19 protein-coding genes and 1 pseudogene are annotated in these 20,536 nt (G+C 62.3%); 11 read left to right on the top strand and 9 right to left on the bottom strand.

Annotated elements, in window-relative coordinates; genetic code table 11:
- The first annotated feature begins 101 nt into the window (after window positions 1–101).
- Window positions 102–623 carry a disulfide bond formation protein B gene (locus tag PspR32_RS25220; protein ID WP_010221139.1) on the top strand — a complete coding sequence of 174 codons (522 nt, stop codon included), beginning with the start codon at window positions 102–104 and terminating at the stop codon, window positions 621–623.
- 225 nt (window positions 624–848) lie between these two features.
- The gene (locus tag PspR32_RS25215; protein ID WP_010221140.1) at window positions 849–1,319 is read left to right on the top strand and encodes an Rsd/AlgQ family anti-sigma factor; all 471 of its coding nucleotides are present in this window, start codon (window positions 849–851) and stop codon (window positions 1,317–1,319) included.
- Window positions 1,320–1,334: 15 nt separating this feature from the next.
- On the opposite strand, the gene PspR32_RS25210 is transcribed toward PspR32_RS25215, so the two are convergent.
- A complete protein-coding gene (locus tag PspR32_RS25210) occupies window positions 1,335–2,000 on the bottom strand; it encodes an FKBP-type peptidyl-prolyl cis-trans isomerase (RefSeq protein WP_100781847.1) in 666 nt (221 codons plus the stop codon).
- A 226-nt stretch (window positions 2,001–2,226) separates the two neighbouring features.
- Here PspR32_RS25210 and PspR32_RS25205 point away from each other — a divergent pair, with 226 nt between their 5' ends.
- On the top strand, window positions 2,227–3,237 hold the full coding sequence (locus PspR32_RS25205) for an AlgP family protein (RefSeq protein WP_159389320.1): 1,011 nt from the start codon (window positions 2,227–2,229) through the stop codon (window positions 3,235–3,237).
- Here the strand turns inward: PspR32_RS25205 and PspR32_RS25200 are convergent.
- On the bottom strand, window positions 3,213–3,695 hold the full coding sequence (locus PspR32_RS25200; protein WP_159389319.1) for a TIGR02444 family protein: 483 nt from the start codon (window positions 3,693–3,695) through the stop codon (window positions 3,213–3,215). The two genes, PspR32_RS25205 and PspR32_RS25200, sit on opposite strands and share 25 nt — an antisense overlap.
- Window positions 3,696–3,745: 50 nt before the next feature.
- Here PspR32_RS25200 and PspR32_RS25195 point away from each other — a divergent pair, with 50 nt between their 5' ends.
- The 3 genes from PspR32_RS25195 to PspR32_RS25185 all read left to right on the top strand — a co-directional run bounded on the left by PspR32_RS25195 (window position 3,746) and on the right by PspR32_RS25185 (window position 6,959).
- The gene (locus PspR32_RS25195) at window positions 3,746–5,656 is read left to right on the top strand and encodes an ATP-binding cassette domain-containing protein (RefSeq protein ID WP_010221143.1); all 1,911 of its coding nucleotides are present in this window, start codon (window positions 3,746–3,748) and stop codon (window positions 5,654–5,656) included.
- The gene (locus PspR32_RS25190) at window positions 5,656–6,243 is read left to right on the top strand and encodes a mechanosensitive ion channel family protein (RefSeq protein WP_010221144.1); all 588 of its coding nucleotides are present in this window, start codon (window positions 5,656–5,658) and stop codon (window positions 6,241–6,243) included. Before PspR32_RS25195 ends, PspR32_RS25190 begins: the two co-directional genes overlap by 1 nt.
- Before the next feature lie 83 nt (window positions 6,244–6,326).
- On the top strand, window positions 6,327–6,959 hold the full coding sequence (locus PspR32_RS25185; protein WP_159389318.1) for a LysE family transporter: 633 nt from the start codon (window positions 6,327–6,329) through the stop codon (window positions 6,957–6,959).
- A gap of 50 nt (window positions 6,960–7,009) precedes the next feature.
- On the opposite strand, the gene PspR32_RS25180 is transcribed toward PspR32_RS25185, so the two are convergent.
- Genes PspR32_RS25180 through PspR32_RS25165 form a run of 4 tightly spaced genes read right to left on the bottom strand, consistent with a single transcriptional unit; the run spans window position 7,010 to window position 10,144 of the window.
- A complete protein-coding gene (locus PspR32_RS25180) occupies window positions 7,010–7,750 on the bottom strand; it encodes a hypothetical protein (protein ID WP_010221146.1) in 741 nt (246 codons plus the stop codon).
- 3 nt (window positions 7,751–7,753) lie between these two features.
- A complete protein-coding gene (lpoB, locus tag PspR32_RS25175; protein WP_010221147.1) occupies window positions 7,754–8,341 on the bottom strand; it encodes a penicillin-binding protein activator LpoB in 588 nt (195 codons plus the stop codon).
- Between the two features lie 24 nt (window positions 8,342–8,365).
- Window positions 8,366–8,737 (bottom strand): YcfL family protein, encoded by a 372-nt coding sequence (locus tag PspR32_RS25170; RefSeq protein ID WP_010221148.1) that lies wholly within the window; start codon window positions 8,735–8,737, stop codon window positions 8,366–8,368.
- A gap of 9 nt (window positions 8,738–8,746) precedes the next feature.
- Window positions 8,747–10,144: a COG3014 family protein gene (locus PspR32_RS25165; protein WP_010221149.1), complete on the bottom strand. Its 1,398-nt coding sequence runs from the start codon at window positions 10,142–10,144 to the stop codon at window positions 8,747–8,749.
- A gap of 345 nt (window positions 10,145–10,489) precedes the next feature.
- On the opposite strand from PspR32_RS25165, the gene PspR32_RS25160 reads away from it, so the two are divergent.
- Window positions 10,490–12,388 (top strand): cytochrome c/FTR1 family iron permease, encoded by a 1,899-nt coding sequence (locus PspR32_RS25160; protein WP_036994885.1) that lies wholly within the window; start codon window positions 10,490–10,492, stop codon window positions 12,386–12,388.
- Window positions 12,389–12,448: 60 nt separating this feature from the next.
- On the top strand, window positions 12,449–12,907 hold the full coding sequence (locus PspR32_RS25155; protein WP_159389317.1) for a YaiI/YqxD family protein: 459 nt from the start codon (window positions 12,449–12,451) through the stop codon (window positions 12,905–12,907).
- Between the two features lie 49 nt (window positions 12,908–12,956).
- Here PspR32_RS25155 and elbB read toward each other — a convergent pair whose 3' ends face one another.
- A complete protein-coding gene (elbB, locus tag PspR32_RS25150; RefSeq protein WP_010221152.1) occupies window positions 12,957–13,625 on the bottom strand; it encodes an isoprenoid biosynthesis glyoxalase ElbB in 669 nt (222 codons plus the stop codon).
- A 113-nt stretch (window positions 13,626–13,738) separates the two neighbouring features.
- Between elbB and PspR32_RS26495 the strand changes: the two are divergent.
- Window positions 13,739–14,365: pseudogene (locus tag PspR32_RS26495) on the top strand (sterol desaturase family protein); the annotation flags it as partial.
- Window positions 14,366–14,866: 501 nt separating this feature from the next.
- Here the strand turns inward: PspR32_RS26495 and PspR32_RS25140 are convergent.
- Window positions 14,867–15,511 (bottom strand): DedA family protein, encoded by a 645-nt coding sequence (locus PspR32_RS25140; RefSeq protein WP_010221154.1) that lies wholly within the window; start codon window positions 15,509–15,511, stop codon window positions 14,867–14,869.
- Between the two features lie 207 nt (window positions 15,512–15,718).
- On the opposite strand from PspR32_RS25140, the gene hemB reads away from it, so the two are divergent.
- Window positions 15,719–16,729, top strand: a complete 1,011-nt coding sequence (gene hemB / locus PspR32_RS25135; protein WP_010221155.1) for a porphobilinogen synthase — start codon at window positions 15,719–15,721, stop codon at window positions 16,727–16,729.
- A 19-nt stretch (window positions 16,730–16,748) separates the two neighbouring features.
- Complete coding sequence (gene ppk1, locus PspR32_RS25130) at window positions 16,749–18,980, top strand: polyphosphate kinase 1 (RefSeq protein ID WP_010221156.1); 2,232 nt, start codon at window positions 16,749–16,751, stop codon at window positions 18,978–18,980.
- On the opposite strand, the gene ppx is transcribed toward ppk1, so the two are convergent.
- Window positions 18,967–20,469 (bottom strand): exopolyphosphatase, encoded by a 1,503-nt coding sequence (gene ppx / locus PspR32_RS25125; protein ID WP_010221157.1) that lies wholly within the window; start codon window positions 20,467–20,469, stop codon window positions 18,967–18,969. The genes ppk1 and ppx overlap by 14 nt on opposite strands.
- Between the last annotated feature and the right edge of the window lie 67 nt (window positions 20,470–20,536).

Below are 20,536 nucleotides of genomic sequence, written 5' to 3'. Positions count from 1 at the left end.
TTCCCTTGTCGATCAGCGACTTGTCCCGACTGTCTTGCCTTGATACAAGCCGCGCCTTTCCTCTACCGTTATCGCCTGTCTATCCCGCTTCTGGACTCGCCATGCTGTTGGCCCGCTTGCGTACATTGTTCTTTCCGGCGTTGCTGGCATCGGTGCTGGTCCAGGCGGCCGCTTTCTATCTGGAGTTCGGCTTGGGCCTGGTACCATGCCCGTTGTGCTACAGCCAGCGCTTGTTTTTGGGGGCTTTTGCCTTGGTCTGCCTGTGTGCTTTGGTGCATTCGCCGGGGCGTCTCGGCACCCGCGTCTATGCCGCCCTGGCGCTGTTCTGTGCGACAGGCGGGGCATTGCTGGCGGCCCGGCATGTCTGGCTGCAGGGCAATCCGGCGTTGTCGAGCATCGAGTGCCAGCCGGCTTTCGATTACGTGATCGAGAGCATGCCCATGGTCCAGGTGATCAAGGTGATGGTGATCGGCAGTGCTGACTGCGTGCCAATCAACTGGAGCTTCCTGGACCTTACCCTGCCCGAGTGGAGCCTGTTGTCCTTCGTGTTGCTGGCGACTTTGCCGATCGTTCGCCTGCTCGGTCGCGGCTGCCCGCTGTTCAGTCGGGCAGGTAAAAGCTGAGGCGGTTTTTTAACGGTGCAAGCGACCGACGGCAAAGAATGGTCGGATTAAACGCTTGTATGAACATTGTCGTCTGCGTACCTTGAAGGCAAGGGCGCACGGGAATAATCTCCCTGCACGCATACCGAAAACACAGCTGCTCGATGCCGCTCTGCTGACTTCACCTTTGCTCTGCACATTTGCGGCGCGGGGGCAGGGGCATTACCCAGAAGGGAAGAGATCGCCATGCTAGATAGTTGTCAGAATGCTCAGGAACGCTGGGGTGGGGTTCATAAGCTCATTGACCGCTGGTTGGACGAGCGTGCAGAGCTGGTGAAGGCTTTCCGCGAGCTGCGTGATGCCAAGCCGGCCTTTGCCGACAAGGACAAGAGCCGGGACTTCTGTGCGGTGCTGATCGACTACGTGTCAGCCTGGCATTTTGAAGTGAGCGAGCAACTGGTCAGCGAAGCCAAGGCGTTTGGCGACACTCGCGGGCTGGAGCTGGCCAAGCAGATCAGCCCTCGCATCGACGCCATCACCGAAATCGCTTCGGCGTTCAACGATCATTGCGACAAGGGCAACTGTAACGACCCTGAACGTTTCGCGGAAAAGCTAGGCAAGCTCGGCAGCTTGTTGCACGAGCGTTTCGAGCTCGAAGACTGCCTGATCGAAGTGCTGCACACCGCGCACAGCGAAGAAGGCGCGGTCCAGGCCTGACGGTGCTGCCGACCCTCAGTCGGCAACCCCGAGCAACTCGATTTCGAACACCAGTGGCGTATAGGGCGCAATCAGGTCGCCCGCGCCTTCGGCGCCGTAAGCCTGCGCCGAAGGGATCACCAGTCGCCACTTAGATCCTGTCGCCATCTGCGGCAATGCGACTTGCCATCCCTCGATCACACTGTCCAGATTGAACCATTGCGCTTGCTGGTTCTGATCGAACACTGTGCCATCCGGCAACTTGCCAACATAGCGAACCTGGACTTTGCCACCCGCTTTTGGCTTGCTTCCAGTCCCGGCCTGCAACTCGCTGACGAGTATGCCTTCGGCCAGTTCGCGCACTCCGGCTTTAGCCCGTTCAGTGGCCAAGAACCGTTTTTCCGCTGTCAGCAATTGCTCGGTCTGTGCTTGAACCGCAGCGTCGTTGGCCTGGGCATCATGTTCGCCGAGTATTGTCGTCATGCGCTCTTTGCTCAGTGCCAATGGCTTGTTCTGATAAGCCTGGCGCAACCCTTCAATCAAGGCGTCGAGTTGCAGGCCGGGCACTTCCGTACGCAGACGCTCACCCAGGCTGGCGCCCAGGCTGTACGCCAGGTCATGGTCGCTGGCAGGTTTAGTTTCAGGCGCTGCAATTAACGAGGTCGGCAATAGCAACAGGGTAAGGATTAGATAGCGCGGCACAGGCTCGCTCCTGCTTCAGAGGAAATAAAGTATGCCAGCCTTCGCTCGTCACTTCGTGTAAATATCAGCAACACTTTGTGCAGCATCTACACTTGTTTCCAGCTGCAGCGATAACAACTTTGCCCAGGCATGCAACGCGGCGCATTTAATACTGTCAACATGCCCTAGCGGCGGTAGCAGCAGAAGCATAGTATGAGCCGCAATCTCGTCAGCCAGGAGGTAAACCATGTCGGCCAATAAGAAGCCAGTAAGTACGCCGTTGCACCTGCTCCAGCAACTCTCGGGCAGCCTGCTCGATCATTTGGAAAATGCCTGCTCGCAAGCGCTGGCTGATGCTGAAAAACTGCTCGCCAAGTTGGAAAAACAACGGGGCAAGGCGCAGGAAAAACTGCACAAGTCCCGGCTGAAACTGCAGGACGCGGCCAAGGCTGGCAAAGCCAAGGCACAGAACAAGGCCAAGTCGGCTGTGGGCGAACTGGAAAAGTTGCTCGACGAGTTGAAAGACCGTCAATCGCAAACGCGCACCTACATCCTGCAACTCAAGCGTGATGCCCAGGAAAGCCTGAAGCTGGCTCAGGGCGTTGGCAAGGTCAAGGAAGCTGCCGCCAAGGCGCTGACCCTGCGTTCGGCCAAACCTGCCGCCGCCGCTGCGGCCAAGCCCGCCGCCAAACCAGCGGCCAAGGCGCCGGCCAAAGCAGCGAGCAAACCTGCTGCCAAACCAGCGGCCAAGCCCGCTGCTAAAGCTGCCGCTAAACCTGTGGCCAAGCCTGCGGTTAAAGCTGCCGCCAAACCAGCTGCCAAAGCACCCGCCCGTACCGCTGCCGCCAAACCTGCTGCCGCCAAGCCTGTGGCCAAGCCTGCTGCCAAAGCACCTGCCAAGCCTGCTGCCAAAGCGCCTGCCAAACCAGCCGCTAAAACTGCAGCGGCAAAACCTGCAGCCAAGCCTGCGGCCAAACCGGCAGCAGCAAAAGCGCCAGCCAAACCAGCGGCCAAACCTGCCGCGGCAAAACCCGCTGCCAAGCCAGCGGCCAAGCCTGCTGCTGCGAAAGCGCCGGCCAAACCTGCTGCAAAACCTGCTGCAAAACCTGCAGCCAAGCCAGCCGCTGCCAAACCAGCGCAGCCAGCCGCCGCCAAGCCTGCGACTCCAGCAGCACCGGCAGCACCAGCCGCTGCCCCGTCGCCTGCACCAGCAGCTTCGGCAGCACCGGCTACTCAGACCCCGTCTTCGGCGTCCTGAGTCGTCAGCATCACGACGCGCAGCGTGTGCAGCGCGTCGTGATGCGCACCGGCGCCTTTGGGTGCCAGCCAGCTTATCCAGTCCAATCCCGTTTCGGGCGTTGCTGCCCAGTCCTTGCAAATACCCTCGAGACGCTCCAGCAGGACGCGTTCAGCCGCTAACTCCAAGCCTTTGACCTGCTCACGCAGACCCGCCAATTGCGCGTCTTGGGAAGCCTTGTCGCGCCAGGCCTGGCGCAGCGTGCGTAACGGTTTCACCACATCGGTTTGCCAGGCATCGGCCAATTCAGCGAGCTGTCGTGCCCGCTGTTCGTTCGGGGCTATGCCGCGCGCACTGAGCCACATGCCGCACAGCAGCAGGCAGACGTCGCCACCCAGGTCCTGCCATTGCAGGCAGGCAGCCTCCACGCCTGGTCGGGCGTAAAGTTGCAGGGCAAAATTCCACAGGTCGGTGTGCATGGTCCCACTCGCGCCAGTTGCCGACGAAGCTGGTAGACTCCGCGGCCATTATGATCAGACTATCGAACCTCACTTTACAGCGTGGTCCGCAGCGCCTGCTAGAAGGCGCCGAGATGACCCTGCACGCCGGTCAGAAAGCCGGCCTCATCGGTGCCAACGGTGCCGGTAAATCCAGCCTGTTTGCCTTGCTGCGTGGCGAGTTGACGCCCGACTCCGGCGACTGTCAGCTGCCGGCGGACTGGCGCATTGCGCACATGCGCCAGGAGGTCGACACCCTCGAGCGCCTGGCGGTTGATTATGTGCTCGACGGTGATGCCCGCTTGCGCAAGGTCCAGGCCGACCTGGCCGCTGCCGAAGCCGCCCACGACGGCACCGCACTGGCACGCCTGCACATCGAACTCGACAGCGCCGACGGTTATACCGCCGACGCTCGGGCGCGCAAGTTGCTGGCGGGCCTGGGCTTTACCAACGAGCAGATGGACCGCCGGGTAGGCGACTTCTCCGGTGGCTGGCGGATGCGCCTTAACCTGGCCCAGGCACTGATGTGCCCGTCCGACCTGCTGTTGCTCGACGAGCCGACCAACCACCTGGATCTGGACGCCATTCTCTGGCTGGAAGACTGGCTCAAGGGCTACCCGGGCACGCTGCTGCTGATTTCCCACGACCGTGACTTTCTCGACGCGGTGGTCGATCATGTCGCCCACGTCGAGCAGTGCAAGCTGACCCTCTACCGCGGCGGCTACACCGCCTTCGAGCGCACTCGCGCCGAGCGCCTGGCGCAGCAGCAACAGGCCTACGAGAAGCAGCAGGCCCAGCGCGCGCACATGGAAAAATACATCGCCCGGTTCAAGGCCCAGGCCACCAAGGCCCGTCAGGCGCAGAGCCGGATCAAGGCCCTGGAGCGCATGGAAGAGCTGTCGGCGGCCCATGTCGATTCACCGTTCGACTTCGTCTTCCGCGAGTCGGAGAAAATCTCCAGCCCGCTGCTCGATCTGTCCGACGGCCGTTTGGGCTATGGCGACAAGACCATCCTCGAGAAGGTCAAGCTGCAGCTCACCCCCGGTGCGCGGATCGGCCTGCTTGGCCCCAACGGTGCCGGCAAGTCGACCCTGATCAAGAACCTCGCCGGTGAACTGGAGCCGCTGAGCGGGCGCCTGGTGCGCGGCGAGAACCTGTCGGTGGGCTACTTCGCCCAGCACCAGCTCGACTCGCTGGACAACAAGGCCAGCCCGTTGCTGCACCTGCAACGCCTGGCACCGACCGAGCGCGAGCAGACCCTGCGTGACTTCCTCGGTGGTTTCGACTTCCGTGGCGGGCGCATCGACGAGCCGGTGGTGAATTTCTCCGGTGGCGAAAAAGCCCGTCTGGCCCTGGCCCTGATTGCCTGGGAGCGGCCGAACCTGTTGCTGCTCGACGAACCGACCAACCACCTGGACCTGGAAATGCGCCTGGCGCTGACCATGGCCCTGCAGGAGTTCAGCGGTGCGGTGCTGGTGGTCTCCCACGACCGGCACCTGCTCAAGAGCACCACCGATGATTTCCTCCTGGTAGCCGACGGCAAAGTCGAAACCTTCGACGGCGATCTGGACGATTACACCCGCTGGCTGGTCGAGTACCGTCAGCGCAACGCACCGGTCAGCAGCGCCCCGGTCAATGCCGACAAGACCGACAAGAAGGCCCAGCGCCAGGCGGCGGCAGCCCTGCGCCAGCAGTTGGCACCGCACAAGCGCGAAGCCGACAAGCTTGAACGCGAGTTGGGCAGCGTGCATGAGCAACTGGCCAAGGTCGATGCCAGCCTGGGTGACAGTGCCCTTTATGAGGCGGCGCGCAAGGACGAATTGCGTGACTTGCTGGCCCAGCAGGCCAAGCTCAAGGTCCGTGAAGGGGAGCTGGAAGAAGCCTGGATGGTCGCCCTGGAGACGCTCGAGAGCATGCAGGCGGAGCTGGAGGCGATGTCCTGATGGAATCCTTGCAATGGCCATTGCCGGTGGAATGGATCGCACCGTTCTGGCTGGGTTTGCAGATCCTGCTGATCCTCTCGGCGGCCTTCATCCTGCAGCGCGTGGTTGCGCGCTGCCTCAAGCGCCTGGGCGAGCGCTACCCGTTGCCGCCCGAGTTGCTGATGCCGCTGCGTGGTGGCTTGCGCTGGCTGATCATGGGCAGCGCGCTGATCTTCGTGCTCGAGCGCCTGGGTGTTTCTGCCACGGTGCTGTGGACCGCCTTGTCCGGTTTCGTCGCCGTGGCGGCGGTGGCCTTCTTTGCCATGTGGAGCGTGCTGTCGAACCTGCTCTGCGCGGTACTGATCTTTACCGTCGGACCGTTTCGCATCGGTGATGTGGTCGAGTTGGTCGAAACTATCGACAAGCCGGGCGTGAAGGGCCGTGTGGTGGCGATCAACCTGTTGTTCACCACCCTGATCGAGCTGCCGGAAACGGGTGGCGCGCTGGTGCAGGTGCCCAACAGCCAGTTCTTCCAGAAGTCGGTACGACGCTGGCGTGGCGCCGAAGTGCTGCCGCTGGTGAGTGAGAGCAAAACCCCGGGCAATTGATCGGTCGCAGAAAAAAATCGTGGTGATTTTTTCGCCAGGGCACTAGCTTAGAGGTTTGTAACAAGTCAGTGCCGAGGTGCGCGATGTCATTGGAAACGTGGTTGGCATTTTTTGCCGCTTGCTGGGTGATCAGTCTGTCGCCGGGTGCCGGGGCCATTGCCTCGATGTCCTGTGGCCTGCAATACGGTTTCTGGCGCGGCTACTGGAACGCGCTAGGCCTGCAGCTGGGCCTGATGCTGCAGATTGCGATCATTGCCGCCGGCGTGGGTGCCATCCTCGCGGCTTCGGCCACTGCCTTCCAGGTCATCAAGTGGTTTGGTGTGGCTTACCTGGTCTACCTGGCGGTTAAGCAGTGGCGTGCGCTGCCGGCTGACATCACCGACGATTCCGCCGTACGACCGATCGGCAAGCCGTTGAGCCTGGTGTTCCGTGGCTTTCTGGTCAACGTCAGCAACCCCAAGGCGCTGATCTTCATGCTCGCGGTGCTGCCGCAGTTCATCAACCCGCATGCCGCGCTGCTGCCGCAGTACCTGATCATTACGCTGACCATGGTCACGGTCGACCTGATGGTCATGGCCGGGTATACCGGGCTCGCTGCAAAGGTGTTGCGCTTGTTGCGTACGCCCAAGCAACAGCGGCGGATGAACCGGACCTTTGCTGGGTTGTTCCTGGGCGCGGCTACGTTGCTGGCGAGTATTCGCCGGGCACCGGTGTAGGAACCTATCGCAGACAAAAAAGGCGACCCGAAGGTCGCCTTTTTTGTGTCTCAACGCAGGATCTGCGCCGGCTCATCAGGCGGCAGGTTGTTGCGCGCTGGCGCACGTTCGTGCCCCGGTACGCTACCACCCAGTTGCTCGGCCATCTGCCGGGCAACGTCCATCCCCAGTTCCTTCGACACCTCACGCACCACCCGTGGGCGGTTCAGGGTCACGCGCACATCCTGGCTGTTGACCAGCTTGGTGTCCTGGCCTTCGCCCATGGCGGTGAACGCCGAGGTGATCTCGTAGGTCTTGGTGTTGATCAGGCTGAAATCGGCCACCAGGCTCAGGCCAAGGATGGCCGAATAGCTATTGGTGTTGTCCAGCGAGGTAATGTCGCGCTGGAAGTCGATATCCGACAAAGTGCCGAACAGCACATAGTCGGCGCCCTTGAAGTTGCCGTTCTTGATGCGCCGGATCACGTCATACACGTCGCCTTTGGCATCGGCGGTGTAGGGCGTGCCCTGAACCAGCTGGAACATCCCGGACTTGAGAATCTCGCCCTTGATGTCGCCAGTGAACTTGCGCAGTTCAGTCTGCTCGATGTAGCTGTCGCGGCTCTCGTACTCGCTGTAGCTCGACGAGCCACTGGCGTGGTACATGCTCGCCTGGCCACTGCTTTGCGCCGAGACCGTGTGGATGTACTGCTCCACACGCTCCTGGTAGGCGAGGTCGGTCACCGCGACCTTGGGGGCCGCTTGCACGCTGAACGCGCAAGCCAGGCCCAGGATGCTCATCCATGCACGCATTGCTTAGCGCTCCGTGGTCTTGCGGATTTCTTTCTCGTCCATCCACTCGGCCAGGCCGCTTTCAACATCGATCAGCTGCAGGCTGAACTTGTAGAACACGTCCTTGTAGTCGCTGCTGCGCTTGACGATCGAGCTGATCGAGCCTTCCAGGCGGTACTTGGCGGCGATCATGTTGCCGGTCTTGGCCACGGTGTTCTTCTTGTACAGGCCGCTCTGGTTCTGCAGCTTGAGCTGGTCGACCTGGCTCTGCATCTGGGTGTTGTCGCTAGCGAAGCGGGCGGTGCCGGACTTCATCAGCTGGGTCTTGATCGAGGTGGTGATCTCGCGGGTATCGATGTACTCGCTGGTCTTGTTCTTCACGTCATAGACCTGCACCACCGGGCGGCCCTGAAGGATGCCGGACTGGGCCAGCGAGCGGGTCATGGATTCGGCGATCATCTGCAGGTCGGTCGAACCGAACTCGTTGGTGACCAGCTCCACGGCCTTGCTGTCGCCATAGCCGATGTTCTTGCCGCCCAGGACTGGCGACGGGGTGCTGCAGCCGCTGACCAGTGCAATGGCGAGGGCGGCGAGGGAGATGCGTGCAATCATGGAAAGGTGCTCCTGCAAAAATGATTACTGAGACTGAACTTCAAGGCGGAAATCGGTGGCCTGCGGCACGGGCGCGATCGCCGGCAACACGCTGGACTGTTTGCCGTACAGGGTCACGGTCTTCCAGCTCTCTTCATCGGCAACCGGGAAACCGTCGTTACCCAGCCAGGCGAAACGGTAGAACAGGGTCTTGTTGCTGGCGCTGGTGTTGTTCAACGACACCTTGACGGTCAGGAAACCGTTCTCGCGCGCAACGCGCATCGGGCCGGTTTCGATGTTCTTCAGGTTGCCCATCTTCACCACCTTGCTGGCGGCGCTGCCAGGCGCTGGTGGTGGCGGGGTTGCGCAACCGGCCAGCAGGGCAGTGACGAGAACGGCGAGCAGTTTGATTCGCATGACGCTTCCTTAAGGTTGTTTGAGGCTGGCGACGGCCTGGGCAGTGGCTTTGGGCTCCACATGCAGGGCAGGGCCGCCGGCGAAGACCTGGTTGCCGACCACGCGCAGGGTGACGACCTGGAACGGCCGGTCGATCTTCACGCTGACCTGACTGCCGCCCAGGCTCGATGGCAGGCTCAGCTGATGCTCGCCCTGGCGCAGGCGCACACGGGCAACCTGGGTTTCATCGGGCAGGGTGCGCCAGGTGCGGGTGTCGGCGCCTTCGGTGACAGTCGAAGCAATACCCACGGCGAGGCCCGCCAGCGGGTTGACGTCGTTCAGCTGCTTCTGCGCCACGCCACGGGAGATGGCCCGTACGCTGGTACGCAGGATGATCCCCGGCATGTCGTCACGCAGGGCGCGGCGGGACATGGCGGTGGTGCTGTTGAGGGCGGTCAGCTTCAGCTCGCGGTCGTTCAGGTAGATCTCGCTGAAGTGCGCGGTGGAGGTGTCTTCCTTGATTACCGGGAACGACAGCGGAGTGATCACCAGGTTGCCGCTGATAGGCAACGGCAGCGGGATGCGCACGGAGTCGCGGGCCGGGGCCAGGCCACTCTGGATCACGATCAGCACGTCGCTGTCGGTGGTTTTCGCCGCTGGCTTGTCCAGCTCGAGCAGGGCCTGCTCCAGCAGCGGGGTGTTCGGGCGCAGCTCGGCGGCCTTGCGGTAACCCGGTGCAGCCAGACCTTTTTCGCCCAGGGCTTCATACACATAACCGGACAGGTAGTGGCTGAACGCACTCTGGTAGCTGTTCTTCAAACCGACCACTTCCGGGGCGTCGAGGGCGGCCACGGGGTAGCCCTGAAGGTCCTTGTACTCGGTCTTGACCCCTTCTTTCTCGGCTTCTTCCTCGCGCTTGAGGTATTCCTTGTCGCGCAGCTCGGCGATGACCGCTTCGCGCTCGTGGGTCTTCTTGATCTCGGTACGGGCGCCGTCGAAGTCGTTCTGGGCCAGCAGGTTGAGGGCCATCTGCGTGGTCAGCATGACTTTTTCGTAGTCATAGCCTTCGTAGCGACGCACCTTGTCGTTGACCAGGTAGCTGCCGAACTGGCTCAGGTACTTGTCGGTGTCGAGTTTGACCGACTCTTCCCATTTGAACACCACGTCATCGGCACTGCGCCAGGCCAGCTGGCTGCCGGCCAGGTCGCCCTTGGAGCGCAGCAGTTCGCCTTTCTCGAAGTAGTAGAGAAGGTCTTTGTCCTCACCCTTGTTGTTTTTTTCCAGCAGTTGCAGGGCAGCATCGACGTTGCCGCTGCTCAGGTGCTGGTTGGTTTCCTGAAGCTCGCTGTCGTAACTGCGAAAGGCCGAGCAACCAGCCAGTTGGACGGCCGCGACCAGGGTCGCGACGGTGAGGACACGGGATGCCATCTGAATTCTTCTTCCCTGAATTGATGAGAGGCCTGGGGGCGAGACGGCGAGTATCCCTTTGGCATATATCGCCAAATCCTATTAAAACAGGAGCCTAAATTCTTAACCGCTATATAACGGCGCGGCATTATAAACGCATTTGCTGGCTAATTAATGGCGTTTTGCTTTTGGATTTTGTCGTTGTGCCAGCATTCACGTATCGGCCGACGAACGGTTTAGCTTTAATCGGCGGGATGCCCAGGATATTTGTCACAAAATTTTTCAACGATTACGCCGGCAAACCTTGAGCGAACCTCAGTGGAAGTGAACAATGCTTTACCTCGTATTTTCATTTGAGAGTCGCTCATGATTCCCCGTTCCCGCTTACTTGCCTGGCTGCTCTGGCCGGTGCTGGCGCTGAGCAGTGCCACACTGCTGGCCGGCAGCGTCGATGGCGCCGCCAAGGCCCTGCACTTGCTCGATTACATCGGTGCCGACTACCCGGCTACCGTCGAGGCGGGCAAGGTCATCGACGAGGGGGAATACCGCGAGCAGCTCGAGTTCATCGATGTGCTGCAGGGCCTGATCATCGCCTTGCCAGCCCGCCAGGAGCGCCAGGCCCTGGAGCAGGGCGTGGTCAACTTGCGCCAGGCGATCAGCCAGCGTCAGGACGGCCCTGGCGTCGCCCGTCAGGCCCGTCTGCTCGGCGCACAACTGGCGGTGGCCTATGAAGTCAGCCAGGCGCCGATCATTACCCCGGACCCGAGCCGCGGCGCGCCGCTGTACGCCCAGCATTGTTCGGTGTGCCATGGCGATAGCGGTGCCGGTGATGGCCCGGCAGGCCTGGGCCTGAGCCCGCCGCCGGCGAATCTGCGCAGCGCCGAACGGCTCGACCGCTTGAGCTTGTTCGACCTGTACAACACCCTTGGCCTGGGCATCGAAGGCACTGACATGCCGTCGTTCGCCGACCAGCTCGATGAGCGCCAGCGCTGGGACCTGGCGACCTATGTCGCCAGCTTCACCGCCGATCCGGCCAAGGCCAAGGGCGACAAGACCTACAACCTGGCCGACCTGGCCCGCCGGACGCCCGCCGAAGTCGAAGCCGGTGAAGGGCCTGAAGCGCTTGCCCAATTCCGCGCCCAGCGAGCGCAGCCGCCGCAGGTCCAGCGTGGCCCGGGGCAACTGCTGGACTACACCGCCAGCACTCTGGACAAGAGCCTGGCGGCTTACCAGGCAGGCGATCATGAGCAAGCCTATGACCTGTCGGTAGCGGCCTACCTGGAAGGCTTCGAGCTGGTCGAAAGCTCGCTGGACAACGTCGATGCCAATGTCCGCAAAGACACCGAAAAGTCGTTGATGGCGTACCGTCAGTCATTGCAGGACGGCTTGCCGCTTGAGCACGTGCAGCAGCGCCTGAGTGCGGCCAAGGCCAAGCTCAAGGATGCCGCCGAACTGCTCGGCGGCGATGGCCTGAGCTGGTCGCTGAGCTACATCTCCGGTTTGTTGATCCTGCTGCGCGAGGGCCTGGAGGCAATCCTGGTATTGGCGGCGATTCTGGCCTTCCTGCGCAATACCGGCCAGCAGTCGGCGGTGCGCAGTGTCAACGTCGGCTGGGGCCTGGCGCTGCTCGCCGGGCTCGCCACCTGGGCGATGGCGGCGTATGTCATCGACGTCAGCGGCGCCCAGCGCGAATTGCTTGAAGGTTGCACGGCGCTGTTTGCCAGCGTCATGGTGCTCTGGCTCGGCGTGTGGATGCACGATCGCCGTCATGCGGCGGCCTGGCAGGACTACATCAAGAGCAGCCTGGTCGGTGGCGGCGGGCGCTTCGGTTTTGCCGTGCTGGCGTTTTTCTCGGTATACCGCGAGCTGTTCGAAGTGATCCTGTTCTATGAAACCCTTTGGCTGCAGGCCGGCCCTGCTGGCCACAACGCGGTGCTGGCTGGTGGCGCCACGGCGCTGGTGCTGCTGGTGGGGCTGGCCTGGGTGATCCTGCGCGGCTCGGCCAAGCTGCCGCTGGCCCTGTTCTTCAGCATCAACGCGGCGCTGCTGTGCGCCTTGTCGGTGGTGTTTGCCGGGCACGGGGTCAAGGCGCTGCAGGAGGCCGGGGTGTTCGGTACGCGGCCGGTGGCGTTCTTCGACTTCGACTGGCTGGGTATTCACGCCGACGCCTATTCACTGGCCGCGCAAGTAGTGGCCTTGCTGGCCATTGCCATCCTTTACGGGCGCAGCCGCCTGGCCGAGCAGCGTCGCCAACCGGCGGGCTGATTTGAAGCAAAACGGGCGAGCAGGGATACTGTTTGCCCGTTTTTGTTGGAAATCTGTGCCATGCGTGTGTGGATCGATGCCGACGCCTGCCCCAAGGCGGCCAAGGATCAACTGGTCAAGTTTGCCCTCAGGCGTCAGCTGGAAGTGGTGCTGGTGGCTGGCCAGAGCCAGATCAAACCGGCCTTTGCCTGCGTCAGGCTGATCGTCGTGCCCAGTGGGCCGGATGCCGCCGACGACTACCTGGTCGAGCACGCGGTACCGGGCGAGCTGGTGATCTGCAGCGACGTGCCACTGGCCGATCGCCTGGTCAAGAAGGGCGTTGCCTGCCTCGACCCGCGCGGCAAGGAATTTGACGAGCGCAACATGGGTGAACGCCTGGCGGTGCGCAACCTGTTCACCGACCTGCGCGAGCAGGGGCAGGTCGGTGGTGGCCAGGCGCCTTATGGCGACCGCGAGAAGCAGGCGTTTGCCAACGCCCTGGACCGGATCCTGACCCGCCTGGCGCGCCAGGTGCCATAGTCACTGGCTTGGCCGGCTCCCACAGTGGATCTGTGCCTCACTCCAGTGCTCAATCATTCTCGTGGGTCAGTTCCAGCACCCGGTCGATCAGCTTGTAGATGCCGCCAGCGGCTTCGCTGATGCTTTTTGCCAGCATGTAGGCCGGGGTGCTGACCAGCTTGCGCTGGGTGTCTTCGACGATGTCATGAACATCGCATTCCTCGTGGGTGCCGCCCATCTTGACGATGGCTGCGCTGGTACCGGCATCGGAGCCGATGGTGCAGACCACGCCGGGCCCGTAGATCTTTGCCGCCAGGGCGGGTGAGATGCAGATCAGGCCGACCGGCTTGCCGGCTTCGGCGAAGGCTTCGGCCAGGGCCAGTACGTCCGGGTGCAGGCTGCAGCCCGCGCCTTCAACGGCAAAGTTCGAGAGATTTTTCGCCGCGCCGAAGCCGCCCGGCACGATCAGCGCGTCGAAGTCCTTGGCGTCGGCCTCGCGCAGGTCCTTGACCTCGCCGCGGGCGATCCGCGCCGATTCCACCAGCACGTTGCGAGTCTCGGGCATTACTTCGCCGGTCAAGTGATTGATCACATGCATCTGGGCAATGTTGGGCGCAAAACACTGCACTTTTGCGCCGCGCTGATCCAGGCGCAGCAGGGTGATCACGCTTTCGTGGATTTCGGCGCCGTCGTACACGCCACAGCCGGAAAGAATCACAGCAATTTTTTTCTGGGTCATGCTCACTACTCCCGATTCGAGGCGCTAAATGTCCTCTAGTTTGGCAGATGTCGCCATAGGGTTTGCGCCATTCCCGGCCTAATCTTGCTGGATAGCCTGGAGATGGATGACCCATGGACCTGATCCTGTTGGCGGTACCGTTTTTCTTCGTTCTGATTGTGGTCGAACTGCTCGCGGATTACTTGCGGGGCATGCGTACCTATCGTCTGGCCGATGCGATCAACAGTCTCAGCGCCGGCGTGTTGTCGACCACCACCGGCCTGCTGACCAAGGGGGTGGGCCTGGTTACCTATGCCCTGGCCTGGGAGCACCTGGCGTTGTTCAAGTTGCCGGGCGAGGCGCTGTGGGTATGGGTGCTGGCGTTTGTTTTCTATGACTTCTGCTATTACTGGCTGCACCGTATGGGCCACGAGCGCAACATCCTCTGGGCCGCCCACTCAGTGCATCACCAGAGCGAGGATTACAACCTGTCCACAGCCCTGCGCCAGACCAGCAGCGGCTTCCTGCTGTCGTGGATCTTCTACTTGCCGATGGCTGTGCTGGGCGTGCCACCGCTGGTGTTCATCACTGTCGCGGCGTTGAACCTTTTGTACCAGTTCTGGGTGCACACCCGGCACATTCCGAAGCTGGGCCGGTTCGAATGGCTGTTCATTACTCCGTCCAATCATCGCGTCCACCATGCGCAGAACCCGCTGTACTTGGATCGCAACTACGGCGGGGTGTTCATTGTCTGGGATCGTCTATTCGGCACCTTCCAGGAAGAGGACGATAACGAGCCGGTGATTTTTGGCGTGACCACGCCGCTGGCCAGCTGGAACCCGCTGTGGGCCAATCTGCAGTTCTATGCCCAGTTGTGGAGTGATGCGCGACGGGCCGAACGCTGGTGGGACAAGCTGCGCATCTGGTTCATGCCCACCGGCTGGCGCCCTGATGACGTGGCCCGGCGGTACCCGCAGGCCAAGCAGGACCTGAGCCGTTTCGAGAAGTTCGAGGTCCCCCTGGCCTGGCCGCAGCAGCTCTACGTCGCGTTGCAGTTCGCGGTGTATGTGGGGTTGGGCAGTTACTTGATGGAGCGCGCCGAACAGCTGCCGGTCGCGGCCTTGCTGTTGGGCTGGGGCTTGATGGCTTGGGGCTTGTTCGTGCTGGGTGCGGCGCTGGAGAACCGGCCCTGGGCCTTGAGGCTGGAGTTGCTGCGCCTGGCGGTGAATATCCCGGCCATGGTGCTGGCCGGGTTTACTGGCTTATGGCCGGTCACTGCCCTGGGTTGGATCTTGCTGCTTGGCTATGGTTTGCTCAGCCTGTTCGGCCTCTATGGCAGCCGCTTCCTTGCGCGCAACGCGCGCGGCCTTGAAGCGCCGACGCAGCCACAGGCAGCCGCCGAGCATCAGCAGGCCGCCGAGCACCCATAGCTCGTACTTCTTCACGTTGCCCAGCAGGCCTTCAAGAATGGCGCCGAAGTGATAGGCGGCGGCGCCCAGGGCCAGGGCCCAGATGGCCGCGCCAATGCCGTTGAGCAGCAGGTAACGGCGTGGCGGATAGCCGGACAGGCCAATGGCCACCGGCATGACCGTGCGCAGGCCGTAAACGAAGCGGAAACTCAGGACCCAGATGTCCGGGTGGCGACGAATGTGCTCCAGCGCACGGTCGCCCATCATCTGCCAGCGCGGTTTGCGCGCCAGCAGCTTGCGCCCGTGGCGGCGCCCCATGAAGTACCACAGTTGGTCGCCGGCGTAGCTGCCGAAGAAGGCCACCACGACCACCAGGTTGATATCCATATATCCGCGGAACGCAAGGAAGCCTGCGAGAACCAGGATGGTCTCACCTTCGAAAAACGTACCGAGAAAAAGGGCAAAGTAGCCGAAATCCTGCAGGAATTGTTGGAGCATTTTCTGGGTGCTGGCGAAATGAACGCGCAGCCTAACCCTTCGTGGCCTTTGGGGAAAGTGTCCAAATGTGTCTCGACGTGAACATTTCCTACAAGGACAATGGCTGCGTCCTCAAGTCGCAGGGTTGCCCTTGGCTGTCATACAGGCGTCATAATGGCCGCTTATAACTGTCGCGCTCGCCCGCCTGCGCGGGCTCAGGAGTCTGCCGTGAGCTTTACCCCCGCTAACCGTTTGTTTCCTGCCACCCGTCTGCGTCGCAACCGTCGTGACGACTTTACCCGTCGTCTGGTTCGCGAAAATGTTCTGACTGTCGATGACCTGATCCTCCCGGTATTTGTCCTCGATGGCGTAAACCGCCGCGAAGAGGTCGCCTCGATGCCGGGCGTCGAGCGTTTGTCCATCGACCTGTTGCTGGAAGCTGCGCAAGAGTGGGTAAACCTCGGGATTCCGGCCCTGGCCCTGTTCCCGGTGACCCCGGTGGAGAAGAAGTCTCTGGATGGCGCCGAAGCCTGGAACCCCGACGGTATCGCCCAGCGTGCCACCCGTGCCCTGCGTGAGCGGTTCCCGGAACTGGGGGTGATCACCGACGTTGCCCTGGACCCGTTCACCACCCATGGCCAGGACGGCATTCTCGACGAAGAAGGCTACGTACAGAACGACATCACCGTCGATGCCCTGGTGCGCCAAGCGCTGTCCCATGCCGACGCCGGTGCCCAGGTGGTTGCACCGTCGGACATGATGGACGGTCGCATCCAGGCCATCCGTGAAGCCCTGGAGCTGGCCGGTCACGTCAACGTGCGGATCATGGCCTACTCGGCCAAATACGCCAGTGCCTACTACGGCCCGTTCCGCGATGCCGTCGGCTCGGCGCTGAACCTGGGCAAGGCCAACAAGGCCTCGTACCAGATGGACCCGGCCAACAGTAACGAAGCCCTGCACGAAGTGGCCGCCGATCTGTCGGAAGGTGCCGATATGGTCATGGTCAAACCGGGTATGCCGTACCTGGATATCCTGCACCGGGTCAAAGACCAGTTCAAAGTGCCGACCTTTGTTTACCAGGTCAGTGGCGAGTACGCCATGCACATGGCGGCGATTCAGAACGGCTGGCTCAGTGAAGGGGTTATCCTTGAGTCCCTCACCGCTTTCAAACGGGCGGGCGCCGATGGCATCCTCACCTATTTCGCTGTTCGCGCTGCTCAATTGATGAGAGGGCAGTAACGCCCTTCAGGAACGCTAGATGAATAACGAAGCACTTACCGACGTTGCAGTGAAAGACGCCCAGCCTGTGCCCGAGCAGATGATCGAGACCCCGCCGCAGCCGGCTGCGGTTGCGGAGCCGGTGGTCGAGGCCCCGGCACCGGCGCCGGTTGTTGCGCCTGCGATCGTCATTCCCGGTCTGGACGACAGCAGCCTGTACATTCACCGCGAATTGTCCCAGCTGCAGTTCAACATCCGCGTGCTGGAACAGGCACTGGATGAGTCCTATCCGCTGCTGGAGCGGCTGAAGTTCCTGCTGATCTTCTCCAGCAACCTGGATGAGTTCTTCGAAATTCGTGTGGCGGGCCTGAAGAAGCAGATCACCTTCGCCCGTGAACAGGCCGGCGCCGACGGCTTGCAGCCGCACCAGGCGCTGGCGCGGATCAGCGAGCTGGTGCACGGCGAAGTCGATCGCCAGTACGCGATCCTCAACGACGTGCTGCTGCCGGAGCTGGAAAAACACCAGATCCGTTTCATCCGCCGGCGTCACTGGAACACCAAGCTCAAGACCTGGGTGCGGCGGTTCTTCCGTGACGAGATTGCCCCGATCATCACCCCGATCGGCCTTGACCCGACCCACCCGTTCCCGTTGCTGGTGAACAAGAGCCTGAACTTCATCGTCGAGCTTGAGGGTGTCGATGCCTTCGGCCGCGATTCGGGCCTGGCGATCATCCCGGCGCCGCGCTTGCTGCCGCGGGTGATCAAGGTGCCGGAAGAGGTCGGTGGGCCTGGCGACAACTATGTGTTCCTGTCGTCGATGATCCACGCCCATGCCGATGACCTGTTCCAGGGCATGAAGGTCAAGGGCTGCTACCAGTTCCGCCTGACCCGTAACGCCGACCTGGCGCTGGACTCCGAAGATGTCGAAGACCTGGCCCGGGCCTTGCGCGGCGAGCTGTTCTCGCGCCGGTATGGTGATGCAGTGCGCCTGGAAGTGGCCGACACCTGCCCCAAGCACCTCTCCGACTACCTGCTCAAGCAGTTCAGCCTGAGCGAGAGCGAGCTGTACCAGGTCAACGGCCCGGTCAACCTGACCCGGCTGTTCAGCATCACCAGCCTGGACAGCCATCCGGAGCTGCAATACACGCCGTTCACCCCGGCGATCCCCAAGCTGTTGCAGAACAGCGAGAACATTTTCAGCGTGGTCAGCAAGCAGGACATCCTGCTGATGCACCCCTTCGAGTCGTTCACCCCGGTGGTCGACCTGCTGCGCCAGGCCGCCAAGGACCCGCACGTCCTGGCTGTGCGCCAGACCCTGTACCGCAGCGGGGCCAACTCGGAGATCGTCGACGCGCTGGTCGACGCCGCGCGTAACGGCAAGGAGGTCACTGCGGTGATCGAGTTGCGTGCGCGTTTCGACGAAGAGTCCAACCTGCAGATGGCCAGCCGCCTGCAGGCCGCCGGTGCGGTGGTGATCTACGGCGTGGTCGGCTTCAAGACCCACGCCAAGATGATGCTGATCCTGCGCCGCGAAGCCGGCGAGATCGTCCGCTATGCGCACCTGGGGACCGGTAACTACCACGCCGGTAATGCCCGCCTGTACACCGACTACAGCCTGCTGACCTCTGACGACGCCCTGTGTGAGGACGTCGGCAAGCTGTTCAGCCAGCTGATCGGCATGGGCAAGACCTTGCGCATGAAGAAGCTGCTGCACGCGCCGTTCACCCTGAAAAAGGGCATGCTCGACATGATCGCGCGCGAAACCCAGTTCGCCCTCGACGGCAAACCTGCGCACATCATCGCCAAGTTCAACTCGCTGACCGATCCGAAGATCATCCGCGCGCTGTACAAGGCCAGCCAGTCAGGGGTGCGTATCGACCTGGTGGTGCGCGGCATGTGCTGCCTGCGCCCGGGTATTGCCGGGGTGTCGCACAACATTCAGGTGCGTTCGATCATCGGCCGCTTCCTCGAGCACACGCGGGTGTTCTACTTCCTCAATGGCGGCGAAGAGCAGATGTTCCTCTCCAGCGCCGACTGGATGGAGCGCAACCTCGACAAGCGCGTCGAGACCTGCTTCCCGGTCGAGGGCAAGAAACTGATCCTGCGGGTGAAAAAGGAACTGGAAGGGTATCTGACCGACAACACCCACGCCTGGATCCTGCAGCCGGATGGCCGCTACGTACGCAGCACGCCAACCGGCAACCAGAACCCGCGCAGTGCCCAGGCCACTCTGCTCGAGCGCCTGAGCAACCCGGTGCTTATCGTACGCTGAGGACGAAGCCGACCCGGGCCAGCCATTCTGCCTCCAGGCCGAAGTCGGCCTGGGTCAGCTGGTTTTCGTCCAGCCAGCCGGCAGGGAACTCGACGTCCAGACTGTCGCCCTTGGCGTGCAGGGTCACCGTGGGCATCTGCTGGGTGCCGCGGATGTGGTGGAACAGGATCGCAAAGCGCAGCAAGACGCACAGGCGGATCAGCTTGACGGCATCGTCGCCAAACTCGGCGAACTTGTCCTTGGGAATGTTGCGTCGATGGCCGCGCACCAGCAGCGCCAGCATCAGTTGGTCTTCACGGGAGAAGCCGGCAAGGTCGGAGTGCTCGATCAGGTAGGCGCCGTGCTTGTGGTAATGATAGTGAGCGATGTCCAGGCCCACTTCATGCACCTTGGCCGCCCAGCCCAGCAGTTCGCGCCAGATGCCATCTTCCAGGTCCCAGGCCTTGGCCACCTGGTCGAAGGCATGCAGGGCCTTGCGCTCGACCCGTGCCGCTTGCCCCTGGTCAACGTGGTAGCGCTCCATCAGCGAGGTCAGGGTGCGTTCACGCACGTCTTCGTGGTGGTGGCGGCCGAGCAGGTCGTAGAGCACGCCTTCGCGCAGGGCGCCGTCGCAGTGGTCCATGCGCTGCAGCTCAAGGGCGTCGAAAATCGCTTCGAGAATCGCCAGGCCCGCCGGGAAGATCGCCCGGCGGTCGGGTTTGACCCCGTCGAAGTCGATCTTGTCGGTTTCCCCCAGCTTGAACAGCTTACGCTTGAGCCAGGCCAGGCCTTCGGCATTGACCTCGCCGCTGCCCATGCCACCGGACTTGAGCGCCAGGCCGATGGCACGAATGGTCCCCGAGGAGCCGATGGCTTCGTCCCAGGTCAGGCGGTGCAGGGCGTTCTCGATGCTCATCAGTTCAAGGCGCGCGGCGGTGTAGGCCTGGGCGTAGCGCGCCGGGGTGATCTTGCCATCGCGGAAATAGCGCTGGGTGTAGCTGACGCAACCCATTTGCAGGCTTTCGCGCAGCAGCGGCTCGAAACGTTGGCCAATGATGAATTCGGTACTGCCGCCGCCAATGTCGGCGACCAGGCGCTTGCCCGGGGTGTCAGCCAGGGTGTGCGAGACACCGAGGTAGATCAGGCGGGCTTCTTCACGGCCAGAGATGACCTCCACCGGATGGCCGAGAATGGCCTCGGCGCGGCGGATGAATTCGCCGCGGTTGCGCGCCTCGCGCAGGGCGTTGGTGCCGACGATGCGCACGGCGCCATCGGGCAGGCCGTTGATCAGCTGGGCAAAGCGCTTGAGGCAGTCCAGGCCGCGTTGCATGGACTCTTCACTGAGCAGGCGCTCTTCGTTGATGCCGGCGGCCAGCTGAACCTTTTCGCCGAGCCGCTCTAGGATGCGGATCTCGCTATGGTGGGCCTTGGCGACCACCATGTGAAAACTGTTGGAGCCCAGGTCTATGGCAGCGATCAAGGACAGATTCTTGGCTGTGGTTTGCGGCATGGTCATGGGTTCTCGGTCGATAACCCGGCAATCCTGCCACGATCCGGCGCTGGCGCCAACGCGCAGC

The sequence above is a fragment of the Pseudomonas sp. R32 genome, assembly GCF_009866705.1.
Taxonomy (GTDB): domain Bacteria; phylum Pseudomonadota; class Gammaproteobacteria; order Pseudomonadales; family Pseudomonadaceae; genus Aquipseudomonas; species Aquipseudomonas donghuensis.
The sequence above is the reverse complement of the archived record's forward strand: the minus strand, read 5'-3'. Positions and strand labels throughout refer to the sequence as shown.